15 protein-coding genes are annotated in these 15,861 nt (G+C 58.2%); 6 read left to right on the top strand and 9 right to left on the bottom strand.

Annotated elements, in window-relative coordinates:
• The first annotated feature begins 16 nt into the window (after nucleotides 1–16).
• Nucleotides 17–430 (top strand): bactofilin family protein, encoded by a 414-nt coding sequence (locus AC0V6O_RS00195; protein WP_472640248.1) that lies wholly within the window; start codon nucleotides 17–19, stop codon nucleotides 428–430.
• A gap of 102 nt (nucleotides 431–532) precedes the next feature.
• Here AC0V6O_RS00195 and AC0V6O_RS00190 read toward each other — a convergent pair whose 3' ends face one another.
• From AC0V6O_RS00190 to AC0V6O_RS00175, 4 genes are all read right to left on the bottom strand, one after another.
• Nucleotides 533–2,236, bottom strand: a complete 1,704-nt coding sequence (locus AC0V6O_RS00190) for a long-chain-fatty-acid--CoA ligase (protein WP_486140995.1) — start codon at nucleotides 2,234–2,236, stop codon at nucleotides 533–535.
• A gap of 187 nt (nucleotides 2,237–2,423) precedes the next feature.
• Nucleotides 2,424–3,236, bottom strand: a complete 813-nt coding sequence (locus tag AC0V6O_RS00185; protein WP_486140994.1) for a cell cycle transcriptional regulator TrcR — start codon at nucleotides 3,234–3,236, stop codon at nucleotides 2,424–2,426.
• Nucleotides 3,237–3,423: 187 nt separating this feature from the next.
• Complete coding sequence (locus AC0V6O_RS00180) at nucleotides 3,424–4,053, bottom strand: glutathione S-transferase family protein (protein ID WP_486140993.1); 630 nt, start codon at nucleotides 4,051–4,053, stop codon at nucleotides 3,424–3,426.
• Entirely contained in the window at nucleotides 4,046–5,032 is a 987-nt protein-coding gene (locus AC0V6O_RS00175) for an NAD(P)H-quinone oxidoreductase (protein WP_486145427.1), read from the bottom strand. The genes AC0V6O_RS00180 and AC0V6O_RS00175 overlap by 8 nt, the downstream gene beginning before the upstream one ends.
• A 171-nt stretch (nucleotides 5,033–5,203) precedes the next feature.
• On the opposite strand from AC0V6O_RS00175, the gene AC0V6O_RS00170 reads away from it, so the two are divergent.
• The 5 genes from AC0V6O_RS00170 (at nucleotide 5,204) to AC0V6O_RS00150 (ending at nucleotide 11,272) form a co-directional block, all read left to right on the top strand.
• Nucleotides 5,204–5,407: a DUF1192 domain-containing protein gene (locus AC0V6O_RS00170; protein ID WP_486140992.1), complete on the top strand. Its 204-nt coding sequence runs from the start codon at nucleotides 5,204–5,206 to the stop codon at nucleotides 5,405–5,407.
• 175 nt (nucleotides 5,408–5,582) lie between these two features.
• Entirely contained in the window at nucleotides 5,583–8,009 is a 2,427-nt protein-coding gene (gene clpA / locus AC0V6O_RS00165; protein ID WP_486140991.1) for an ATP-dependent Clp protease ATP-binding subunit ClpA, read from the top strand.
• Between the two features lie 67 nt (nucleotides 8,010–8,076).
• The gene (locus tag AC0V6O_RS00160) at nucleotides 8,077–9,108 is read left to right on the top strand and encodes a ligase-associated DNA damage response exonuclease (protein WP_486140990.1); all 1,032 of its coding nucleotides are present in this window, start codon (nucleotides 8,077–8,079) and stop codon (nucleotides 9,106–9,108) included.
• Nucleotides 9,109–10,704 (top strand): cisplatin damage response ATP-dependent DNA ligase, encoded by a 1,596-nt coding sequence (locus tag AC0V6O_RS00155; protein ID WP_486140989.1) that lies wholly within the window; start codon nucleotides 9,109–9,111, stop codon nucleotides 10,702–10,704.
• A 52-nt stretch (nucleotides 10,705–10,756) separates the two neighbouring features.
• Complete coding sequence (locus AC0V6O_RS00150) at nucleotides 10,757–11,272, top strand: DUF1993 domain-containing protein (protein ID WP_486140988.1); 516 nt, start codon at nucleotides 10,757–10,759, stop codon at nucleotides 11,270–11,272.
• On the opposite strand, the gene AC0V6O_RS00145 is transcribed toward AC0V6O_RS00150, so the two are convergent.
• From AC0V6O_RS00145 to AC0V6O_RS00125, 5 genes are all read right to left on the bottom strand, one after another.
• Entirely contained in the window at nucleotides 11,269–11,850 is a 582-nt protein-coding gene (locus tag AC0V6O_RS00145; RefSeq protein ID WP_486140987.1) for a gamma carbonic anhydrase family protein, read from the bottom strand. The two genes, AC0V6O_RS00150 and AC0V6O_RS00145, sit on opposite strands and share 4 nt — an antisense overlap.
• Nucleotides 11,847–12,404 (bottom strand): GNAT family N-acetyltransferase, encoded by a 558-nt coding sequence (locus tag AC0V6O_RS00140; protein ID WP_486140986.1) that lies wholly within the window; start codon nucleotides 12,402–12,404, stop codon nucleotides 11,847–11,849. The genes AC0V6O_RS00145 and AC0V6O_RS00140 overlap by 4 nt, the downstream gene beginning before the upstream one ends.
• Nucleotides 12,397–12,954 (bottom strand): GNAT family N-acetyltransferase, encoded by a 558-nt coding sequence (locus AC0V6O_RS00135; protein WP_486140985.1) that lies wholly within the window; start codon nucleotides 12,952–12,954, stop codon nucleotides 12,397–12,399. The genes AC0V6O_RS00140 and AC0V6O_RS00135 overlap by 8 nt, the downstream gene beginning before the upstream one ends.
• Nucleotides 12,947–13,942, bottom strand: a complete 996-nt coding sequence (gene hemB / locus AC0V6O_RS00130; protein WP_486140984.1) for a porphobilinogen synthase — start codon at nucleotides 13,940–13,942, stop codon at nucleotides 12,947–12,949. The genes AC0V6O_RS00135 and hemB overlap by 8 nt, the downstream gene beginning before the upstream one ends.
• Before the next feature lie 94 nt (nucleotides 13,943–14,036).
• Nucleotides 14,037–15,578 carry a peptidoglycan DD-metalloendopeptidase family protein gene (locus AC0V6O_RS00125; RefSeq protein WP_486145425.1) on the bottom strand — a complete coding sequence of 514 codons (1,542 nt, stop codon included), beginning with the start codon at nucleotides 15,576–15,578 and terminating at the stop codon, nucleotides 14,037–14,039.
• Between the last annotated feature and the right edge of the window lie 283 nt (nucleotides 15,579–15,861).

Below are 15,861 nucleotides of genomic sequence, written 5' to 3'. Positions count from 1 at the left end.
GCCCCGAGGAAAATCCATGCCATCCAATTCTTCAACGTTTTCGGTGATCGGTTCTGACGTTTCGATCAAAGGAAATGTTTCCGCCTCTGCTGACCTTCACGTCGATGGCTCGGTTGAGGGCGACATCAAATGCACTTCGCTGGTTCAGGGCGAAACTTCGCTGGTAACCGGCGGGATCATGGCAGAGACCGCGCGCCTTTCTGGCCGCGTAACAGGCTCAATCAATGTTCGCGAATTGGTGATCCTGAAGAGCGCGCAAATCGAAGGCGATGTGCATTATGATGCACTGACGATTGAGCAAGGCGCTCAGGTTGACGGCCGCTTTGCCCCAAACGATCGGCGCAAGCCTGAAGCAAAGCCAGCCGCGCCCAAAGCTGGCGGCACCAAGCCAAGCGGCGATGAAGAGCCGCAGCTGAAGATCGCGCAATAAGCGAGCAGCGACACATGCAAACGATAGCGAGAGGCCTTGGATTTTCCGGGGCCTTTTTGTTTGAGGCGGCTTAAAGCCAAATTGCGCTCGGTGAGCGCGCTCCTAAGTGATCACTTCGGCTCGTAAGGCCTTGCGGTCCAGCTTGCCAATCATCGTCTTGGGCAATTCATCGCGGATTACGACTTTGTCGACCCGCTCATGCTTGCCGATCCGGCCATTCAGCCAATCGCGCAATTCCACCGCGGTTTTCTCCGAATCAGCGCCGATGTCTGCCAAAGTCACGAAGGCCCTCGGCACTTCGCCCTTATAGTCGTCAGGCATGCCGATCACGAGTGCCTCCTTCACCGCATCGTTTTCGAGAATGACGTCCTCAACCTGGCTCGGGAAAACCTTAAAGCCGCCAACCGCGATCATATCCTTGATCCGATCGACGATCTTTAGAAAACCGTCTTCATCGAAGGTCGCAACATCGCCGGTGCGCAGCCATTGCTTGCCATTATGCTCAATGAATACGTCCGCCGCCGCCTCTGGCCGGTTCCAATAGCCACGCATAATCTGAGGGCCGGAAATGGCGAGTTCACCGGGTTCGCCCGCCGGCACGAGTTTGGCTGGGTCTTCCTTGTCCAGCAGTAGGATCTCGGTGCCCGCCACAACTTGGCCAATGGTACCGCGTTTGCGCGTGCCCGCGTAGGGATTGACCGACACGACGCCGGAGCTTTCGGTGAGGCCATAACCCTCGACCAGGCGCACGCCGGTGACTTCTTCGAATTTGGCATGAACCGGCGCTGACATCGGCGCGCCGCCAGAAATGCAGACCTTGAGCGAGGACACGTCAGTTTTGGCGAGATCTGGATGATCGAGCAACGCCTGAAACATGGTTGGGACGCCGGGAAAGCCCGTAGTTTTGTATTTCTGGATGGTTTGCAGCACCTGCTTGGTCTCAAACCGCGGCACAATCGCAATTGAGGCTCCGCTCACGACTGCGTGATTAAGCAAAGCGGTGTTGGCGAAGACATGGAAGAACGGCAGTGCACCCATGAACACCTCGTCCGAACCTTTGCCGAATGGGTTGATTGCGGCGACTTGCTGAGCGTTTGTGGCGAGCTGCGCATGGCCCAGCATCGCGCCTTTGGGCCGCCCGGTCGTCCCGCCGGTGTATTGCAGCAGCGCCAGATCCTCGGCTGGATCAATCACCGGCAAGGTCGAAGGTGTTCCCGCTTCCCAACTACTCCAATCCCAAGCACCAAGCGTTTCGGCCCAGCTTTTCACGTTTGCGCTGAATTCAACCTTGGCGAGCTTACTGCGGCCAAGGGTCTTTAACGCGAGGCTCTTCAGGCCGGTGAGCATATCGGGCAGCGAGCCGACGATCAGCGTTTCGAGCGCAGAGGCGCTGAGCACTTTGGAAGCAGTTTCATAAAGCTCTGGAACGCCGAGCGTTACGAGCGCGCGCGTTCCGGAATCCTCAACTTGCCAGGCCAGTTCTTCAACCGAGTAGAGTGGCGAGAAGTTCACGACGATCGCGCCCGCCATCATCGCTCCATAATAGGCCGAGGCGTAGATCGGGACATTGGGAAGAAACAGGCCGACCCGGTCGCCCCTTTCGATACCCATTGCTTTAAGGCCAGCCGCGAACCGCTGAGCCTCGGTAAAAATCTCTCGATAAGAGAACGTGCGACCCAGAAAATACAGCAAGGGCGCGCTCGGATCACTACGAACCGAGCGTTCGAGCAGAGCCGGCAAGCTCATTAGCTCAAATTGCGAATCCCATGGGGTGGGATGGTGATACGGCGCGTTATTGACATTCATGTCAGTAGCATGACGTATCCCATCAAAAGTCACAAGCGATTCTACGCGGCGCATAGTATCTTTTTGAGCCATTTTGGCCGCTACCGCGTGAAATGCGCAGCGAATACGAAAAGGCCGCCACACAGGTTCCTGCAGGCGGCCTTTCATCACGGCTCAAACTGAAACGCCAAAGCCAAATGGCGCGAGATCAGTCGTCCTTGGTCTCTTCTTCTTCGGCTGCGGGAGCAGGCTCTGGCTCCGGCTCAGCCGCTGGCTCCTCTGCGTAGCCAGGCACCGTCTGTGCAACATCGCCGTTCTCTTCTGCTTCGCGCTTTGCGGCCAGCCATGCTTCGGCTTCCGCCTCTTGCGCAGCTTCTGCGGCGGCTTTGACATTGGCGTCGCGCTCTGCCCGCAGCTCTTCGATCAGTTTTTCCTTGTCGCTGCGATCATCGCCGTCTGTCGGCACTTCTTCCGCAACAACGCCGGCGCGCTTGGCCGCTTTGGCAACAACCGCATCAAGCTCTCGTTGCGAGCACAGGCCCAAGGTTACCGGATCTTTCGGCTGAATGTTTTGAATGTTCCAGTGCGAACGCTCTTTAATCGCGCCGATCGTGTTGCGAGTCGTCCCGATTAGCTTCGAGATTTGCGCATCGGACACCTCAGGATGGCTACGCAGGATCCAAGCGATCCCATCTGGCTTATCCTGACGCTTTGACACTGGCGTGTAGCGCGGGCCTTTGGTCCGAGTCACTTCGACCGGAGCCTTCTGCATCACCAATGCGTAATTGGCGTCTGCCTGACCTTTGTCGATTTCGTCTTGGGTCAGCTCACCGGCATGAACCGGGTCGCGGCCGGTGTACTTGCTGCCCGCAAGATCATCCGCCATCGCTTGAACTTCGAGAATGTGCAGACCGCAGAATTCCGCGATCTGTTCAAACGACAAACCCGTGTGATCGACCAACCAAGTGGCTGTCGCGTGCGGCATGAGCGGCTTGGGTTGTTCCTTTGGCGCTTTGGCCATGAGGCAAACTCCGTTAAAAATTAAAAGGGCCGCCCCTTGCGGAGCGGCCGTTGCGAGACCGTAGATAGGCAATTGCGCGGCATTGAGCAAGCGAGTTCAGCATATGAAGTCGCCAGGTTCGCAATTCAGTCTGCAATTCCTCAGGATAAGGGCATTGCTTGAGCGCTAAAACTCACCCATCAGAGCTTCAAGCCATTGGCGTAAAGCCTGGCAATCCTTGGATACGGTCAATCCAGGCGCGAACGTGGCCGAAACCCTCAAGGTCGATCCCGCCTTGGTCTGCGACATGGGTATATGGAAACAAGACAATGTCGGCCAAAGTCACATCATCCCCGCACAGGAATGCCGACTCGCCCAATTGTTGATCCATCAGCGCAATCGCCGCTTCGCCCGCCGCCCTCTTGACCTCAATTTGAGCGGATTGCTCTGGAGACAGGTTCGCCTCCCCCACAATCGCCAGCCAAAATCGCAAAGTCGCAACATTGGGCTCGTGATTGTATTGCTCGAAAAACATCCAACGCAGCATATCAGCTTGGGCAAAACGGTCTTGCGGGATGAGCGGTGAGCCCGAAGCCAGATACCAGCATGCCGCATTACTCTCTGGCAGAAAGCGTGTGCCTTGTCCTCCGTCGATTTGAAGAACTGGAATGCGGCCATTGGCATTGATGTTCTGCAAAAAGCTCGGCGTGCGCGTTTCGCCATTTAGAATGTCGTATTGAGTAGAAGTGAGCTCATGCCCGACGAGCGCTGCGGTCAGCTTGATCTTATAACAATTCCCGCTGCGAGGGTCCTCGTGCAGGTGATAGGTTTCAGCCACCGCACACCTCTAGCACAATTTTGCCAATGTGATTGCCCGCTTCCATCCGGGCATGCGCCGCGGCGGCCTCTGCCAAAGGGAAAGTCTGATCCATAATCGGGGCTAGTTCTTCGCTCACAAACAATGGCCAGGCATGGCGCGCGATCTCTTCCGCCAGCGCCGACTTAAATGCATCAGAGCGCGGCCGCAGGGTCGATCCGGTCAGCACAAGGCGGCGCATCATCACAAACGCCATATTGATCTCTGCCTTGGCGCCGCCAAGGATCGCGATGGTGACATGCCGCCCGTCCTCAGCCAGGCATTTGAGATTGCGCGGAACATAATCGCCAGAAACCATGTCGAGCACGATGTTCACGCCCTCGCCATTGGTGTGCTGCTTGATCACATCAACGAAGTCTTGCGAACGATAATTGATCGCCAGATCAGCGCCAATCTCGCGTGCGGCGGCGCACTTCTCATCATCGCTGCAGGTCACGATCACTTCCGCGCCAAATGCCTTGGCAAGCATGACCGCCATGGTGCCAATGCCAGAGGTTCCGCCATGCACCAGCAGACGCTCCCCATCGCATGCCAGACCGCGCTCAAACACATTGTGCCACACGGTGAACAATGTCTCTGGCAAAGCAGCGGCCTTTTCGAGCGGCATATCATCAGGCACAGGCAGGCAATGCTGCCACGGGGCGGTGCAATATTCCGCGTATCCGCCGCCCGGGGTGAGCGCCGCAACTCTGTTGCCTAGCATTTCTGGAGGAACCTCAGTCCCCACTGCCACCACTTCGCCCGCAACCTCCAACCCAAGGATCGGTGAGGCCCCAGCAGGCGCGGGATAATTGCCAGAGCGCTGAATGCAATCGGGCCGATTGACCCCGGCAAAAGCCACACGGATCAGAACGTCTTGTGGACCAGGCTGCGGAACGTCCACTTGCCCCAGCATCAGGACATCGGGTCCGCCCGGCGCCTCGAAACCAATCGCCTGCATATGCTGCGGAAGTGCCGCCGAATTGTGATCGACCATCGTGTTCGCCCCTTGCCACGCTTCATTGGCCTGCCCCTTGCCCCGGGTCAGACGCGAGAAACTTCGGTAGTGGTGGCGATTAACGATGGCGCGGATTGACAGCAAGCCGTCCCGCTTGCGATGTTGTGAACCAATATGGAAGAAGAAGACCTGCCACGCACAAAAGGAGACGCCGCGAGCAAGCTCGCAGTGGAAGATTTAACGCCCTATTCGCAAGACGAATTGGACGAGCGAATCGCTCTGTTAGAAGCTGAAATTGCTCGAGTTTCTTCTCATTCCGCAAAGACAGCCGCGCATATGCAAGCGGCCGATGCGTTGTTTAAGAAGCCCGGCGGATAGGTCTATCCCAGAGCCGCTCGCCCGATTTATGCCGTCTTGTGGGTTTAGCCCATGTGCAGAGTCGCAATTATGAAAGGGCGTCCCATATATGCTGCAAACGCCACGATCTGCGCTTTCGCGCAGATCAACAGCTAGCCAAACCGTTTAAAGCCTAAAGCCAGAGACAATCAGACCCATGCCCAGTTTTGCCCAGAACCTAGAGAAAACGCTGCATCATGCGCTTGGCCATGCGTCGGAGCGGCGACATGAATATGCCACGCTGGAGCATCTGTTGCTCGCGCTCATCGATGATGAAGACGCAGCCCAGGTGATGGCCGCATGCGGGGTTGACTTGGCTGAGCTTGGCGAGGTCGTAAAGCAGTATCTTGATCAGGAATATCAATCACTTAAAACAGAAGAAGAGGCCGATCCGCAGCCAACCGCTGGTTTTCAGCGAGTGATTCAGCGCGCCATTCTGCATGTGCAATCCTCAGGCAAGGATACGGTCACAGGCGCCAATGTGCTGGTCGCACTGTTCTCTGAGCGCGACAGCTATGCGGTCTATTTCCTGCAACAGCAGGATATGAGCAGGCTGGATGCGGTGAGCTATATCAGCCACGGCATTGGCAAGGGCGGCCGCCAACTGGAGGCGAAATCTGCTCAGGGTTCTGATGAGCCGCAGCCGGAAGGCGGCGAGAAGCCTGCCGAAGCGGCGAAGAAAGAAACCGCGCTCGATCAGTTCACCGTCAACCTCAATGCCAAGGCGGAGGCCGGGAAAGTCGATCCGCTGATTGGCCGCGGGCCCGAAGTTGATCGGACAATCCAAATCCTGTGCCGCCGCAGCAAGAACAATCCGCTCTATGTCGGCGATCCCGGCGTTGGTAAAACCGCGATCGCCGAGGGGCTTGCGCGCAAAATCGTCGAAGGCGAAGTGCCAGAAGTGCTCAACGAGGCGGTGATCTACTCACTCGACATGGGCGCCTTGCTGGCTGGCACGCGCTATCGCGGTGATTTTGAGGAGCGTTTGAAGCAGGTTGTGACCGAGCTTGAAGGGATGCCGCATGCGGTGCTCTTCATCGATGAAATTCACACCGTTATCGGCGCAGGCGCGACCAGCGGCGGGGCGATGGACGCGTCTAACTTGCTAAAACCGGCCCTGTCCGGCGGCACCATCCGCTGTGTCGGGTCAACCACCTACAAGGAATTCCGAAATCACTTCGAAAAAGACCGCGCGCTGCTGCGCCGGTTTCAGAAAATCGATGTGAATGAGCCGACGGTGGAAGACACCATTAAGATCCTCAAAGGGCTTCGGACCGCCTTTGAAGAGCATCACAATGTGAAATACACGCCCGATGCACTGAAAACGGCGGTCGAGCTGTCCGCACGCTATATCAATGATCGCAAACTGCCGGATAAAGCCATCGACGTGATTGATGAGGTTGGCGCGATGCAAATGCTGCTGCCGCCCAGTCGCCGCAAGAAGAAGATCACTGCGCGCGAGATTGAGCAAGTCATCGCGACAATGGCGCGCATCCCACCGAAATCAGTCAGCAAGGACGACAAGAAGGCGCTCGAGAACCTCGAACGCGATCTCAAACACGTCGTGTTTGGCCAGGACGAAGCGATCCACCGCCTGTCGACAGCAATGAAGCTGTCCCGCGCTGGTCTGCGCGATCCGGACAAGCCAATCGGCAGCTTCCTGTTCAGCGGTCCAACCGGCGTTGGTAAGACCGAGGTCGCGCGTCAGCTCGCCTCGATCATGGGCATTGAGCTGAAGCGTTTCGACATGTCTGAGTACATGGAACGCCACAGCGTTTCGCGCCTGATCGGTGCGCCTCCGGGCTATGTTGGTTACGACCAAGGGGGCCTTTTAACCGATGCGGTTGATCAGAACCCGCACTGTGTCCTGCTGCTCGACGAGATCGAGAAGGCTCACCCGGACCTGTTCAACATCCTGCTTCAGGTGATGGATAATGGCCGTCTGACCGATCACCACGGCAAAACGGTCGATTTCCGCAATGTCGTACTGATTATGACGACCAATGCCGGCGCATCCGACATGGCGAGCCAGGGCATCGGCTTTGGTGACGTGTCTAAGGAAGATGCAGGCAGCGAGGCTGTGAAGAAGATGTTCACGCCGGAATTCCGCAATCGTTTGGATGCAATCGTGCCATTTGCCTATCTTGGCAAGAGCACTGTTGCCCGCGTGGTCGACAAGTTTATCCTGCAACTCGAACTGCAACTGGCCGAGCAAAACGTACACATCCAGTTTGACGGTGATGCGCGCGATTGGCTGGCCGACAAGGGCTATGACAAGCTCTATGGCGCACGGCCAATGGGCCGTCTGCTACAAGATAAGATCAAGCAACCACTCGCCGAAGAGCTGCTGTTCGGTAAGCTGGCCGATGGCGGTGAAGTGCATGTTGGGATCAAGGACGGTAAGCCAACCTTCGAACTTACCCCCGCCCCGCCCAAGGCCAAGCCGAAGCGCAAGGCGCCGGCGAAGAAAAAGCCCACGGCAAAAAAGGCACCACCTGCAAAGGATGGCAGCGATACCAAGCCCGAGGCCTCTGGCAGCGATACGGGCGGCAGCGACACGGGAGGCGGCGATAGCGAGGGCTAAGCTGCACAAAATTAAAGGAAAGGGCGCGCGCCAGCATACGGTTCGCGCCCTTTTTCGTATCTAAACCATGAGCAACCCATTCTCCTGGATCCGGCCTGAGCCTTGGGGCGTGCAAATCGTCCCTGCCAATTGCTGGATTGACCCCGGCCGCGCGGTTGACCGAGCGCTGGTGACCCACGGCCATGCCGATCACGCACGCGGCGGGCACGGAGAAACCATCGCCACGCCGGAAACCTTGGCGATTATGGCCCTGCGCTATCGCACTGGTATCGAGAACGGTGAGGGGGAGATCCCCTCCAAGGCCACACCGGTGCAATATGGCGAAACGATCAGCCTGCCTGGCGGCGTAAAGGCCAGCTTTGTACCCGCTGGACATGTTCTGGGCAGCGCGCAAATCCTGCTGGAGCATGCGGGAGAGCGAGTGGTAATCACCGGTGATTACAAGCGGCGTCACGACCCCACATGCGCTCCGTTCGAAGTGGTGCCGTGTGACGTGTTTATCACCGAGGCAACCTTTGGCCTGCCTGTGTTCGTTCACCCACCAATTGAGCGGGAAATGGCCAAACTGCTTGGTGTACTCGCCGCCAATCCCGACCAATGCGTCGCGGTGGGCACCTATGCTTTGGGCAAGGCGCAGCGCGTGATCGCAGAACTGCGCGCGGCGGGCCATGACCAGCCGATCTATCTCCACGGCGCGATGGAGAAGATGTGCCACCTGTATGAAGAGCATGGCGTGGATCTGGGCAAGCTGCAGCTAGTCGCGGACGCGGACAAGGATGATATGCGCGGGCATATTGTGGTCGCGACACCGGCGGCACTCAACGATCGTTGGTCACGGCGGCTGCCCGACCCAATTACCGCCATGGCGAGCGGATGGATGCGGGTACGCGGCCGGGCGCGGCAACGCGGCGTTGAATTGCCGCTGATCATCTCTGACCACGCCGATTGGAACGAGCTGACCGACACCATCGAAGAGGTGAATCCAGCGGAAACCTGGATCACGCATGGCCGCGAAGAGGCGCTGCTGCGGTGGTGCGAACTGGGCCAGCGAAAAGCGCGCGCGCTGGCAATGATCGGGCGCGAGGAAGAGGGCGAATAGGTGGAAGAATTCGCCGCCCTCCTCAATGCACTTGTCTATACGACCAGCCGCAATCGTAAGCTGGCGTTGATCGCGGCCTATTTGCGCGAGACACCCGACCCTGATCGCGGATGGGCATTAGCGGCTCTGACGGGATCAGTTGATTTTCCAGCGGTGAAGGCAAACACGTTCCGCAATCTTCTAAAAGAGCGCGTCGACCCGGTCTTATGGACGCTGAGCCGCGATTTCGTTGGCGATACGGCGGAAACCGCGAGCCTGCTGTGGCCAGAAGGCAGTGCTTCTGCTGATAAGTCACCTAGCATTGCGGAGGTGGTGGAGACGCTCTCCGCCCTCACCCGCGCCAGCGCCCCCACCGAACTGCCCAAACTGCTCGACCGGCTCGATGAGAACGGCCGCTTTGCTCTGATCAAATTTGCGACTGGCGGCATGCGGATCGGGGTCTCTGCCCGGCTCGCGAAGACGGCCTTTGCGCAAAGCTTCGATGTCTCGGTCGAGGAGGTGGAGGAATATTGGCACGCGTTGGAGCCGCCCTATGCGGAGCTGTTCGCCTGGGCGGCCGATGGCGGGGATCCGCCTGATGTCACCAACCGTCCCATGTTCCGGCCATTTATGCTCGCCCATCCTCTGGAGGAAGAGGAGTTGGACCTCACTCACTATGCCGCAGAATGGAAATGGGACGGCATTCGCGTGCAATTGGTGCGGGTGAAGGGCGAGACGCGGCTCTATTCCCGCTCTGGCGATGATATCTCGGCGACCTTCCCCGAATTGCTCGATGTCTTGCCAATTGATGCTGTGGTCGATGGCGAATTGATGGTGCGCGGCTCAGTCCAAGGCGGCGAGGCAGGCGGCGCAGCCAGCTTCAACGCCTTGCAACAGCGACTTGGCCGCAAGAAAGTGAGTAAGAAGATGCTCGCTGAGCTGCCTGCCTTCGTGAGGCTCTATGATGTCTTGCTGCTGGAAGGCGAAGATCTGCGCGAGCTGGGTTGGGAGCAACGCCGTACGGCGTTGGAGACGGTGATGCCGCGCTTGCCAGTCAGTCACTTTGACCTCTCGCAAATAGTTGCGGCGCGCGACTTTGCGCATCTCGCCGAAATCCGCGAGGGCGCGCGCGAGGATGCAATCGAGGGCCTGATGCTGAAGCGCAGAGACGCGCCCTATGTCCCCGGGCGCAAGGTCGGCCTGTGGTATAAGTGGAAACGCGACCCGCTGCTGGTGGATTGCGTGCTGATGTATGCGCAGCGCGGCTCTGGCAGGCGGTCGAGCTTCTATTCGGACTACACGTTCGGTTGTTGGGACGGCGATCCAGACGCAGGCGCGGCTTTGCTGCCGGTGGGCAAGGCCTACTCCGGCTTCACCGATGCAGAACTGAAGAAGCTCGACAAGCTTGTGCGCCAGACGACGCTAAATCGGTTTGGCCCGGTGCGCGAGGTGGAGCTCACACTGGTGTTCGAGGTCGCATTTGACAGTGTCCATTCGAGCAAGCGCCACAAGAGCGGCCTAGCCATGCGTTTCCCGCGCATCCACCGCATCCGCTGGGACAAGCCAGTGCACGAAGCGGACCGGTTGGACAACCTAAGGGCATTTGTGAAAGATTAGGTTGGAACCTTTGGTTTGATCGCTAAACATCTTGGCAAAGGGGAGATGCCTGATGAGCTTTTACGATCAATCCGTTGCAACCTATCGATCGCGCCTCGATACGCTCAATGGTCTTTTGACGAAGGCGGAAAACCATGCTGATGGTAATGCACTGCTTAGGGCAAAACTGGCCGAGGATATGCACCCGCTGGCGACACAAATCCGCTTTGTTACAAATATTCCAGGCGAAGCCATGCAGCGCCTTGGGGTACGCAACTTCACGTCGAGCGATGATGATCTAACCAAATTCACCCAAACAACAGCGCTGGTGTCAAAAACAGCTGATATGCTCGATACCATTGCCCCGGACGATCTGCCCACACCCGAAACTCGGGTCGAGTTCGCAATCGGCGATGGCGCGTTTCATTTTGAAATGAGCGCGGAGGAATATGTAACCGAATTCTCTCTACCCAATTTCTATTTTCACCTCTCAATTGCCTATGCGATCTTGAGGATGAAGGGGTTGGAGATCGGGAAAGCGGATTTTATTCCGCATATGGCACGCTATTTCAAAACGTCGGCCAGCTAAGACGCAGACATAGCATCGGCCACCGCCTCAGCATGGTGCTTCGCATTCTCGGCGTAATGCGCCACGCCCAGCCGCATACCGGCAATCGCGGCATCGTTTAGCTCGCGCAGCGGCTTCGCCGGGCGGCCTGCCCACAGCATGCGCGGCTCCATCACCTTACCCTCGGTCAGCATCGCACCCGCTGCCAGCATGGCGTCAGAGCCGATAACGGACTTATTCATCGCAATCGCGCCCAGCCCCACAAACCCGCGGTCCGCAATCGTGCAGCCGTGCACCATCGCCATATGACCGATCAGCACGTCATCCCCGATGATCAACGGACAGCCATCGGGATCGCCCGGTTTTGGCCCGTCGCAATGCAGGACGCTGCCATCCTGCACATTGGTGCGCTCGCCAATGCGGATTGGTGCAACATCCGCGCGCAGCACGCAATTGTACCAGATCGAACTGCCTACGCCGATCTCAACATCGCCTATGATGGTACAGCCAGGCGCGATAAATGCGGTTTCGTGGATCTTGGGCGTCTTGCCGTGGATAGCGATGATATTGACACCGGGGTGCTGCGAGGCGGAGTTCATATATGGTTCTCCCATTGCTCGCGAGTGAGCGAGTATTGAATGGTCGGATTGTGTTCGGGGGCAAAAAAGGGGTCATCAAAGTCAAGCTCTGGACGGTGCTGCATGCCGAGCTTCTGCATAAGTTTCCAACTGCCGATATTGCTCTCGCTGGTAAGCGCGACCAGATGAGAGGCGTTATGCGTATCAAACGCCCAATTGATCACGGCGCGCATGGCTTCTTCTGCCAGACCCTGGCGCCAGCGATCCTCGCGCACGAGCCAGCCAATCTCATGATCGCCAATATTGGGCGCAAGCGGGTTAGAAACGCGCTTCATCCCGCAATGCGCGACCAGATCGCCGGTTTTGCGGTCAAACGCAAACATAAAGCCGAACCCATCCTGCGCAAAACCAGCGCGCGAGGCCTCGTGCTTCTCCGCCAACTGCTCAGCCGTGCGCGGACCGCCCAGCTTGGCCATCACAGCTGGGGTATTAAGATGCTGTAGGTGTGCTTCGAGGTCATTTTCGCCAATCTGGCGCAGCTCTAATCGCTCGGTCGTCAGCACAATCTCACCCATTTTGTGCTTCCCACTCGTCTTTCTCGATTCGGTAGACGATTATGTTTTCGCCTTCTGCCCAAGAGACGGTGTCTGGGAAATCCATATCGGGCCGGCGCCGCATCCCGAGCTTTTTCATCAGGCCCCAGCTTGCGGCATTGCCATCCACTGTCAGCGCAATGACATGGGGCGCGCCAAATTTGCGAAAGGCGATCTCAATCGAGGCCAAAGCCGCTTCTTTCGCGTAACCCTGGCCCCATGCGCTCTCGCGTAGGCGCCATCCCGCCTCCATATCGCCTATTGGCCCCTTGGGTTCATTGCAGCGCTTTAGGCCGCAAAATCCCAGGATTGCTCCGTCTGATTTACGCTCTACCGCCCAGAAAGTGTGGCCGTGATCGGCATGATACCCTTCTAACCGACGACGCGCGCTGTCCTGACCGGCTTCGTCGATCACACCGCCCAGCCATTGCATCACCGCTGGCGTGTTTGTGCCTTCCCAGAACTCTGGCCAGTCCTCCTCCCGCCAATCGCGCAGGACGAGCCGCTCCGTCTCGTGGCGAAAGTCAGCCATTCAAAAGGTGTGCCGCATGGGCGGCATGATAGGTGAGTATCCCAGAGCATCCCGCGCGTTTGAACGCCAGCAATGTCTCCATAACCAGAGCATCGCGGTCTCCCGCGCCCGCCGCAACAGCAGCCTCGATCATCGCATATTCGCCGCTGACCTGATAGGCGAACACAGGAACGCCAAATTGGTCCTTAACGCGTGCTGCAATATCCAAATAGGCGAGGCCCGGCTTTACCATTACGCTATCGGCCCCCTCGGCTAGGTCAAATTCCACCTCGCGCAAGGCCTCCAGGGTGTTGGCAGGGTCCATCTGATAGCTTTTCTTATCGCCCTTCAGCAGACCGCCAGAGCCAACTGCATCGCGGAACGGCCCATAAAAAGCACTCGCATATTTCGCGGTATAGCTCATGATCTGGACATTGGTGTGCCCGGCCATTTCCAACGCCATGCGGATTGCGTGAATGCGCCCATCCATCATATCTGATGGGGCGATGATATCCGCGCCTGCCTCCGCTTGATTCAGGGCCTGATCGACCAGCATCGCGACCGTTTCATCATTCATCACATAACCCGCATCATTGAGCAGGCCGTCCTGCCCATGCGCGGTGTAGGGGTCGAGCGCGACATCGGTCAGCACGCCGATTTCATCGCCGCACTCTGCCTTGATCGCACGGATCGCACGGCACATCAGATTGTCGGGATTGTGCGCCTCTACGCCGTCATCGCTGCGCTTGTCCGCCTGAGTGTTGGGGAACAAGGCGATGACCGGAATACCCAGAGCGATCGCCTCTTTCGCGCGCTCCACAATGCCGTCAACCGACCAGCGCGAGACGCCGGGCAGCGTCGCAATCTTCTCTTCCACTCCCTCACCATCAGTGACAAATAAGGGCCAGATCAAATCCGCCGAAGTCAGCACGGTTTCGCGATGCAAGGCACGGCTCCATCCGGTGGAGCGAGTGCGGCGAAGGCGGGTGTTGGGATAGCTGCCAGTCATGGGCAACCTGTTGCCGCAATTTTTGAGCGCGTGCAATCACGCCTCAAATTCTGGAGCTAGGTGCAGAAGCAAGCCTCCTTAAAAGCAAGGCGCGCTATTCCACCTCTTTGACGGTATCGAGCTTCTCGATCTCGCGCAGCGGCTCTGCCACCTCGTCGCTGGTCGGGGTCAGGTCTTTCAGCGCTAGGCCGGGTTCAACGGTCTTCAAACGGCCAAGGGCTGCTCGAAATTTCTTGAGCTCCTCGCCAGACAATTGCGCCCGGGTGACGAATTTAACACTGGCCGGGTTAATCGCGCGGCCGCCGCGGTACATTTCATAATGGAGATGCGGGCCAGTGGAGAGACCGGTTGAACCAACATAGCCGATCACTTGGCCCCGCCGGACATTTTGCCCGCGGCTGACTGACATTCTGCTCATATGGCAATAGCGGGTTGACAGATTGCCGCCATGATCCAGCTTCACCGCATTGCCGCAGCCGCCAGCGCGGCCAGCCGAGGTCACGCGCCCATCGGTAACGGCAACGATTGGAGTGCCATGGCGCGCGCGGAAATCCATGCCCGAATGCATCCGTCGATAGCCGAGGATCGGGTGGCGGCGCATGCCAAAGCGCGAAGAAATCGGGCCGGGTACAGGGGCGACCAAGCCGCCCCGCTGCTCACCAACGCCAGAAGCCTCATAAAAACGGCCATCCTCGCCCCAGCGCATCAATTGCGTCTTGGATGACCCGCCCCGATCAACGCCAGCATAGAGCAATTTACCCGCTTGGCGTTCGCCCGTGGCGGCGCGGCGGTAAGAGATGATCATATCGAACTCGTCGGTCGATCGAACCTCGCGGTCCATATCGATCTGCTCATCAATCGCCTTGATGTAATCTTGCACAGCGCTGGCCGGAGCGCCGGCTGCACGCATGGACCGGTACAGGCTATCGCCCACGGTCCCGCGAATGCGCAAAGGTGTCTCATCCACGCGGATGATATTGCGTTCGAGCGCCAAAGCGCCGCTTTCCCGAGTGATCGCCAATTCCAGGTCAAACCGGGCGCGGAAGGACAGCTCATCGAGCGGGCGAGGTGCGCCATTCGCTTCCCGCCGACCCAAGATAATGTCCATTTGAGTGCCAGCATCGATCTCGCTGAGCGGCATTGCCCCAGAAACAAGCTCGCTTACCCGGCTAACGTCGATAGACGAAAGGCCTGCACGGCGGAGCATGCTTTGAAAGCTGTCACCCTCTGCCAAAGTGGAAACCAGCTCAATTTGTGGGCGTTCAGGCGCGCTGGCTAGCGGAATAACCTCAGGTGTTGGGCTCATCCGGCGACCAGAATCGGCGCCCAGAGCCAGCGGCATAATCATCTGGCTGCGCAGCTCATCATGGGCGGCAGCATCAATTTTCATGGCTGGCCGGGCCTCAAGCGGGCTCATATCTGGCCAGAAGGCGAGCGCCACAGCGGCCAGGCCCACCATAGTGCCGAACCCGCGGAACCAGCGGCGACTGCCGATATTGCTCGCCAAATCCGGAGCAAGATCAATCCCGGCGAGGCGATCTTCGACTGAATGTTTCCATTCGTCATAGCGATCGCGCCAAGTTCCCGCGCGATTCAGCGAAACTTTGGTAGAAACGGCGGTGCCAGTGTTGTCCATTTGCGGAGCGTCATCACCAAAATAGCTAAACAGGTCTGCGTCATCATGCGCTTCGCATGCGCCCGCATCAGGAGCCTTGAGATTCGCATCAGCCACGCCCGTCAGTTCCGCAGAATCTGCAGAACCGGCGATTTCGCCATCAGCAATGTCGCGTGCGTGATCCAACTCGCATCCTAAAACTGGCAAGGCTTGCTAATCTTGCGCACAGCCGAATCTGGTAGCGCATCACCTCTATTGGCTGATTTCCTGCACGATTAAAGTAAATGCTGCCTTAACTCACGAC

This window comes from Erythrobacter sp. JB2-19 (assembly GCF_057365005.1).
This window is presented reverse-complemented; position numbering and strand designations above follow the sequence as displayed.

Coding starts and splice junctions, on each gene's coding strand:
- AC0V6O_RS00140 (WP_486140986.1), bottom strand. CDS start 12,404: ATGGGTGAGATTGTGCTGACGACCGAGCGATTAGAGCTGCGCCAGATT.
- AC0V6O_RS00195 (WP_472640248.1), top strand. CDS start 17: ATGCCATCCAATTCTTCAACGTTTTCGGTGATCGGTTCTGACGTTTCG.
- AC0V6O_RS00160 (WP_486140990.1), top strand. CDS start 8,077: ATGAGCAACCCATTCTCCTGGATCCGGCCTGAGCCTTGGGGCGTGCAA.
- AC0V6O_RS00170 (WP_486140992.1), top strand. CDS start 5,204: ATGGAAGAAGAAGACCTGCCACGCACAAAAGGAGACGCCGCGAGCAAG.
- AC0V6O_RS00125 (WP_486145425.1), bottom strand. CDS start 15,578: ATGGACAACACTGGCACCGCCGTTTCTACCAAAGTTTCGCTGAATCGC.
- AC0V6O_RS00150 (WP_486140988.1), top strand. CDS start 10,757: ATGAGCTTTTACGATCAATCCGTTGCAACCTATCGATCGCGCCTCGAT.
- hemB (WP_486140984.1), bottom strand. CDS start 13,942: ATGACTGGCAGCTATCCCAACACCCGCCTTCGCCGCACTCGCTCCACC.
- AC0V6O_RS00135 (WP_486140985.1), bottom strand. CDS start 12,954: ATGGCTGACTTTCGCCACGAGACGGAGCGGCTCGTCCTGCGCGATTGG.
- clpA (WP_486140991.1), top strand. CDS start 5,583: ATGCCCAGTTTTGCCCAGAACCTAGAGAAAACGCTGCATCATGCGCTT.
- AC0V6O_RS00185 (WP_486140994.1), bottom strand. CDS start 3,236: ATGGCCAAAGCGCCAAAGGAACAACCCAAGCCGCTCATGCCGCACGCG.
- AC0V6O_RS00145 (WP_486140987.1), bottom strand. CDS start 11,850: ATGAACTCCGCCTCGCAGCACCCCGGTGTCAATATCATCGCTATCCAC.
- AC0V6O_RS00190 (WP_486140995.1), bottom strand. CDS start 2,236: ATGAATGTCAATAACGCGCCGTATCACCATCCCACCCCATGGGATTCG.
- AC0V6O_RS00175 (WP_486145427.1), bottom strand. CDS start 5,032: ATGCAGGCGATTGGTTTCGAGGCGCCGGGCGGACCCGATGTCCTGATG.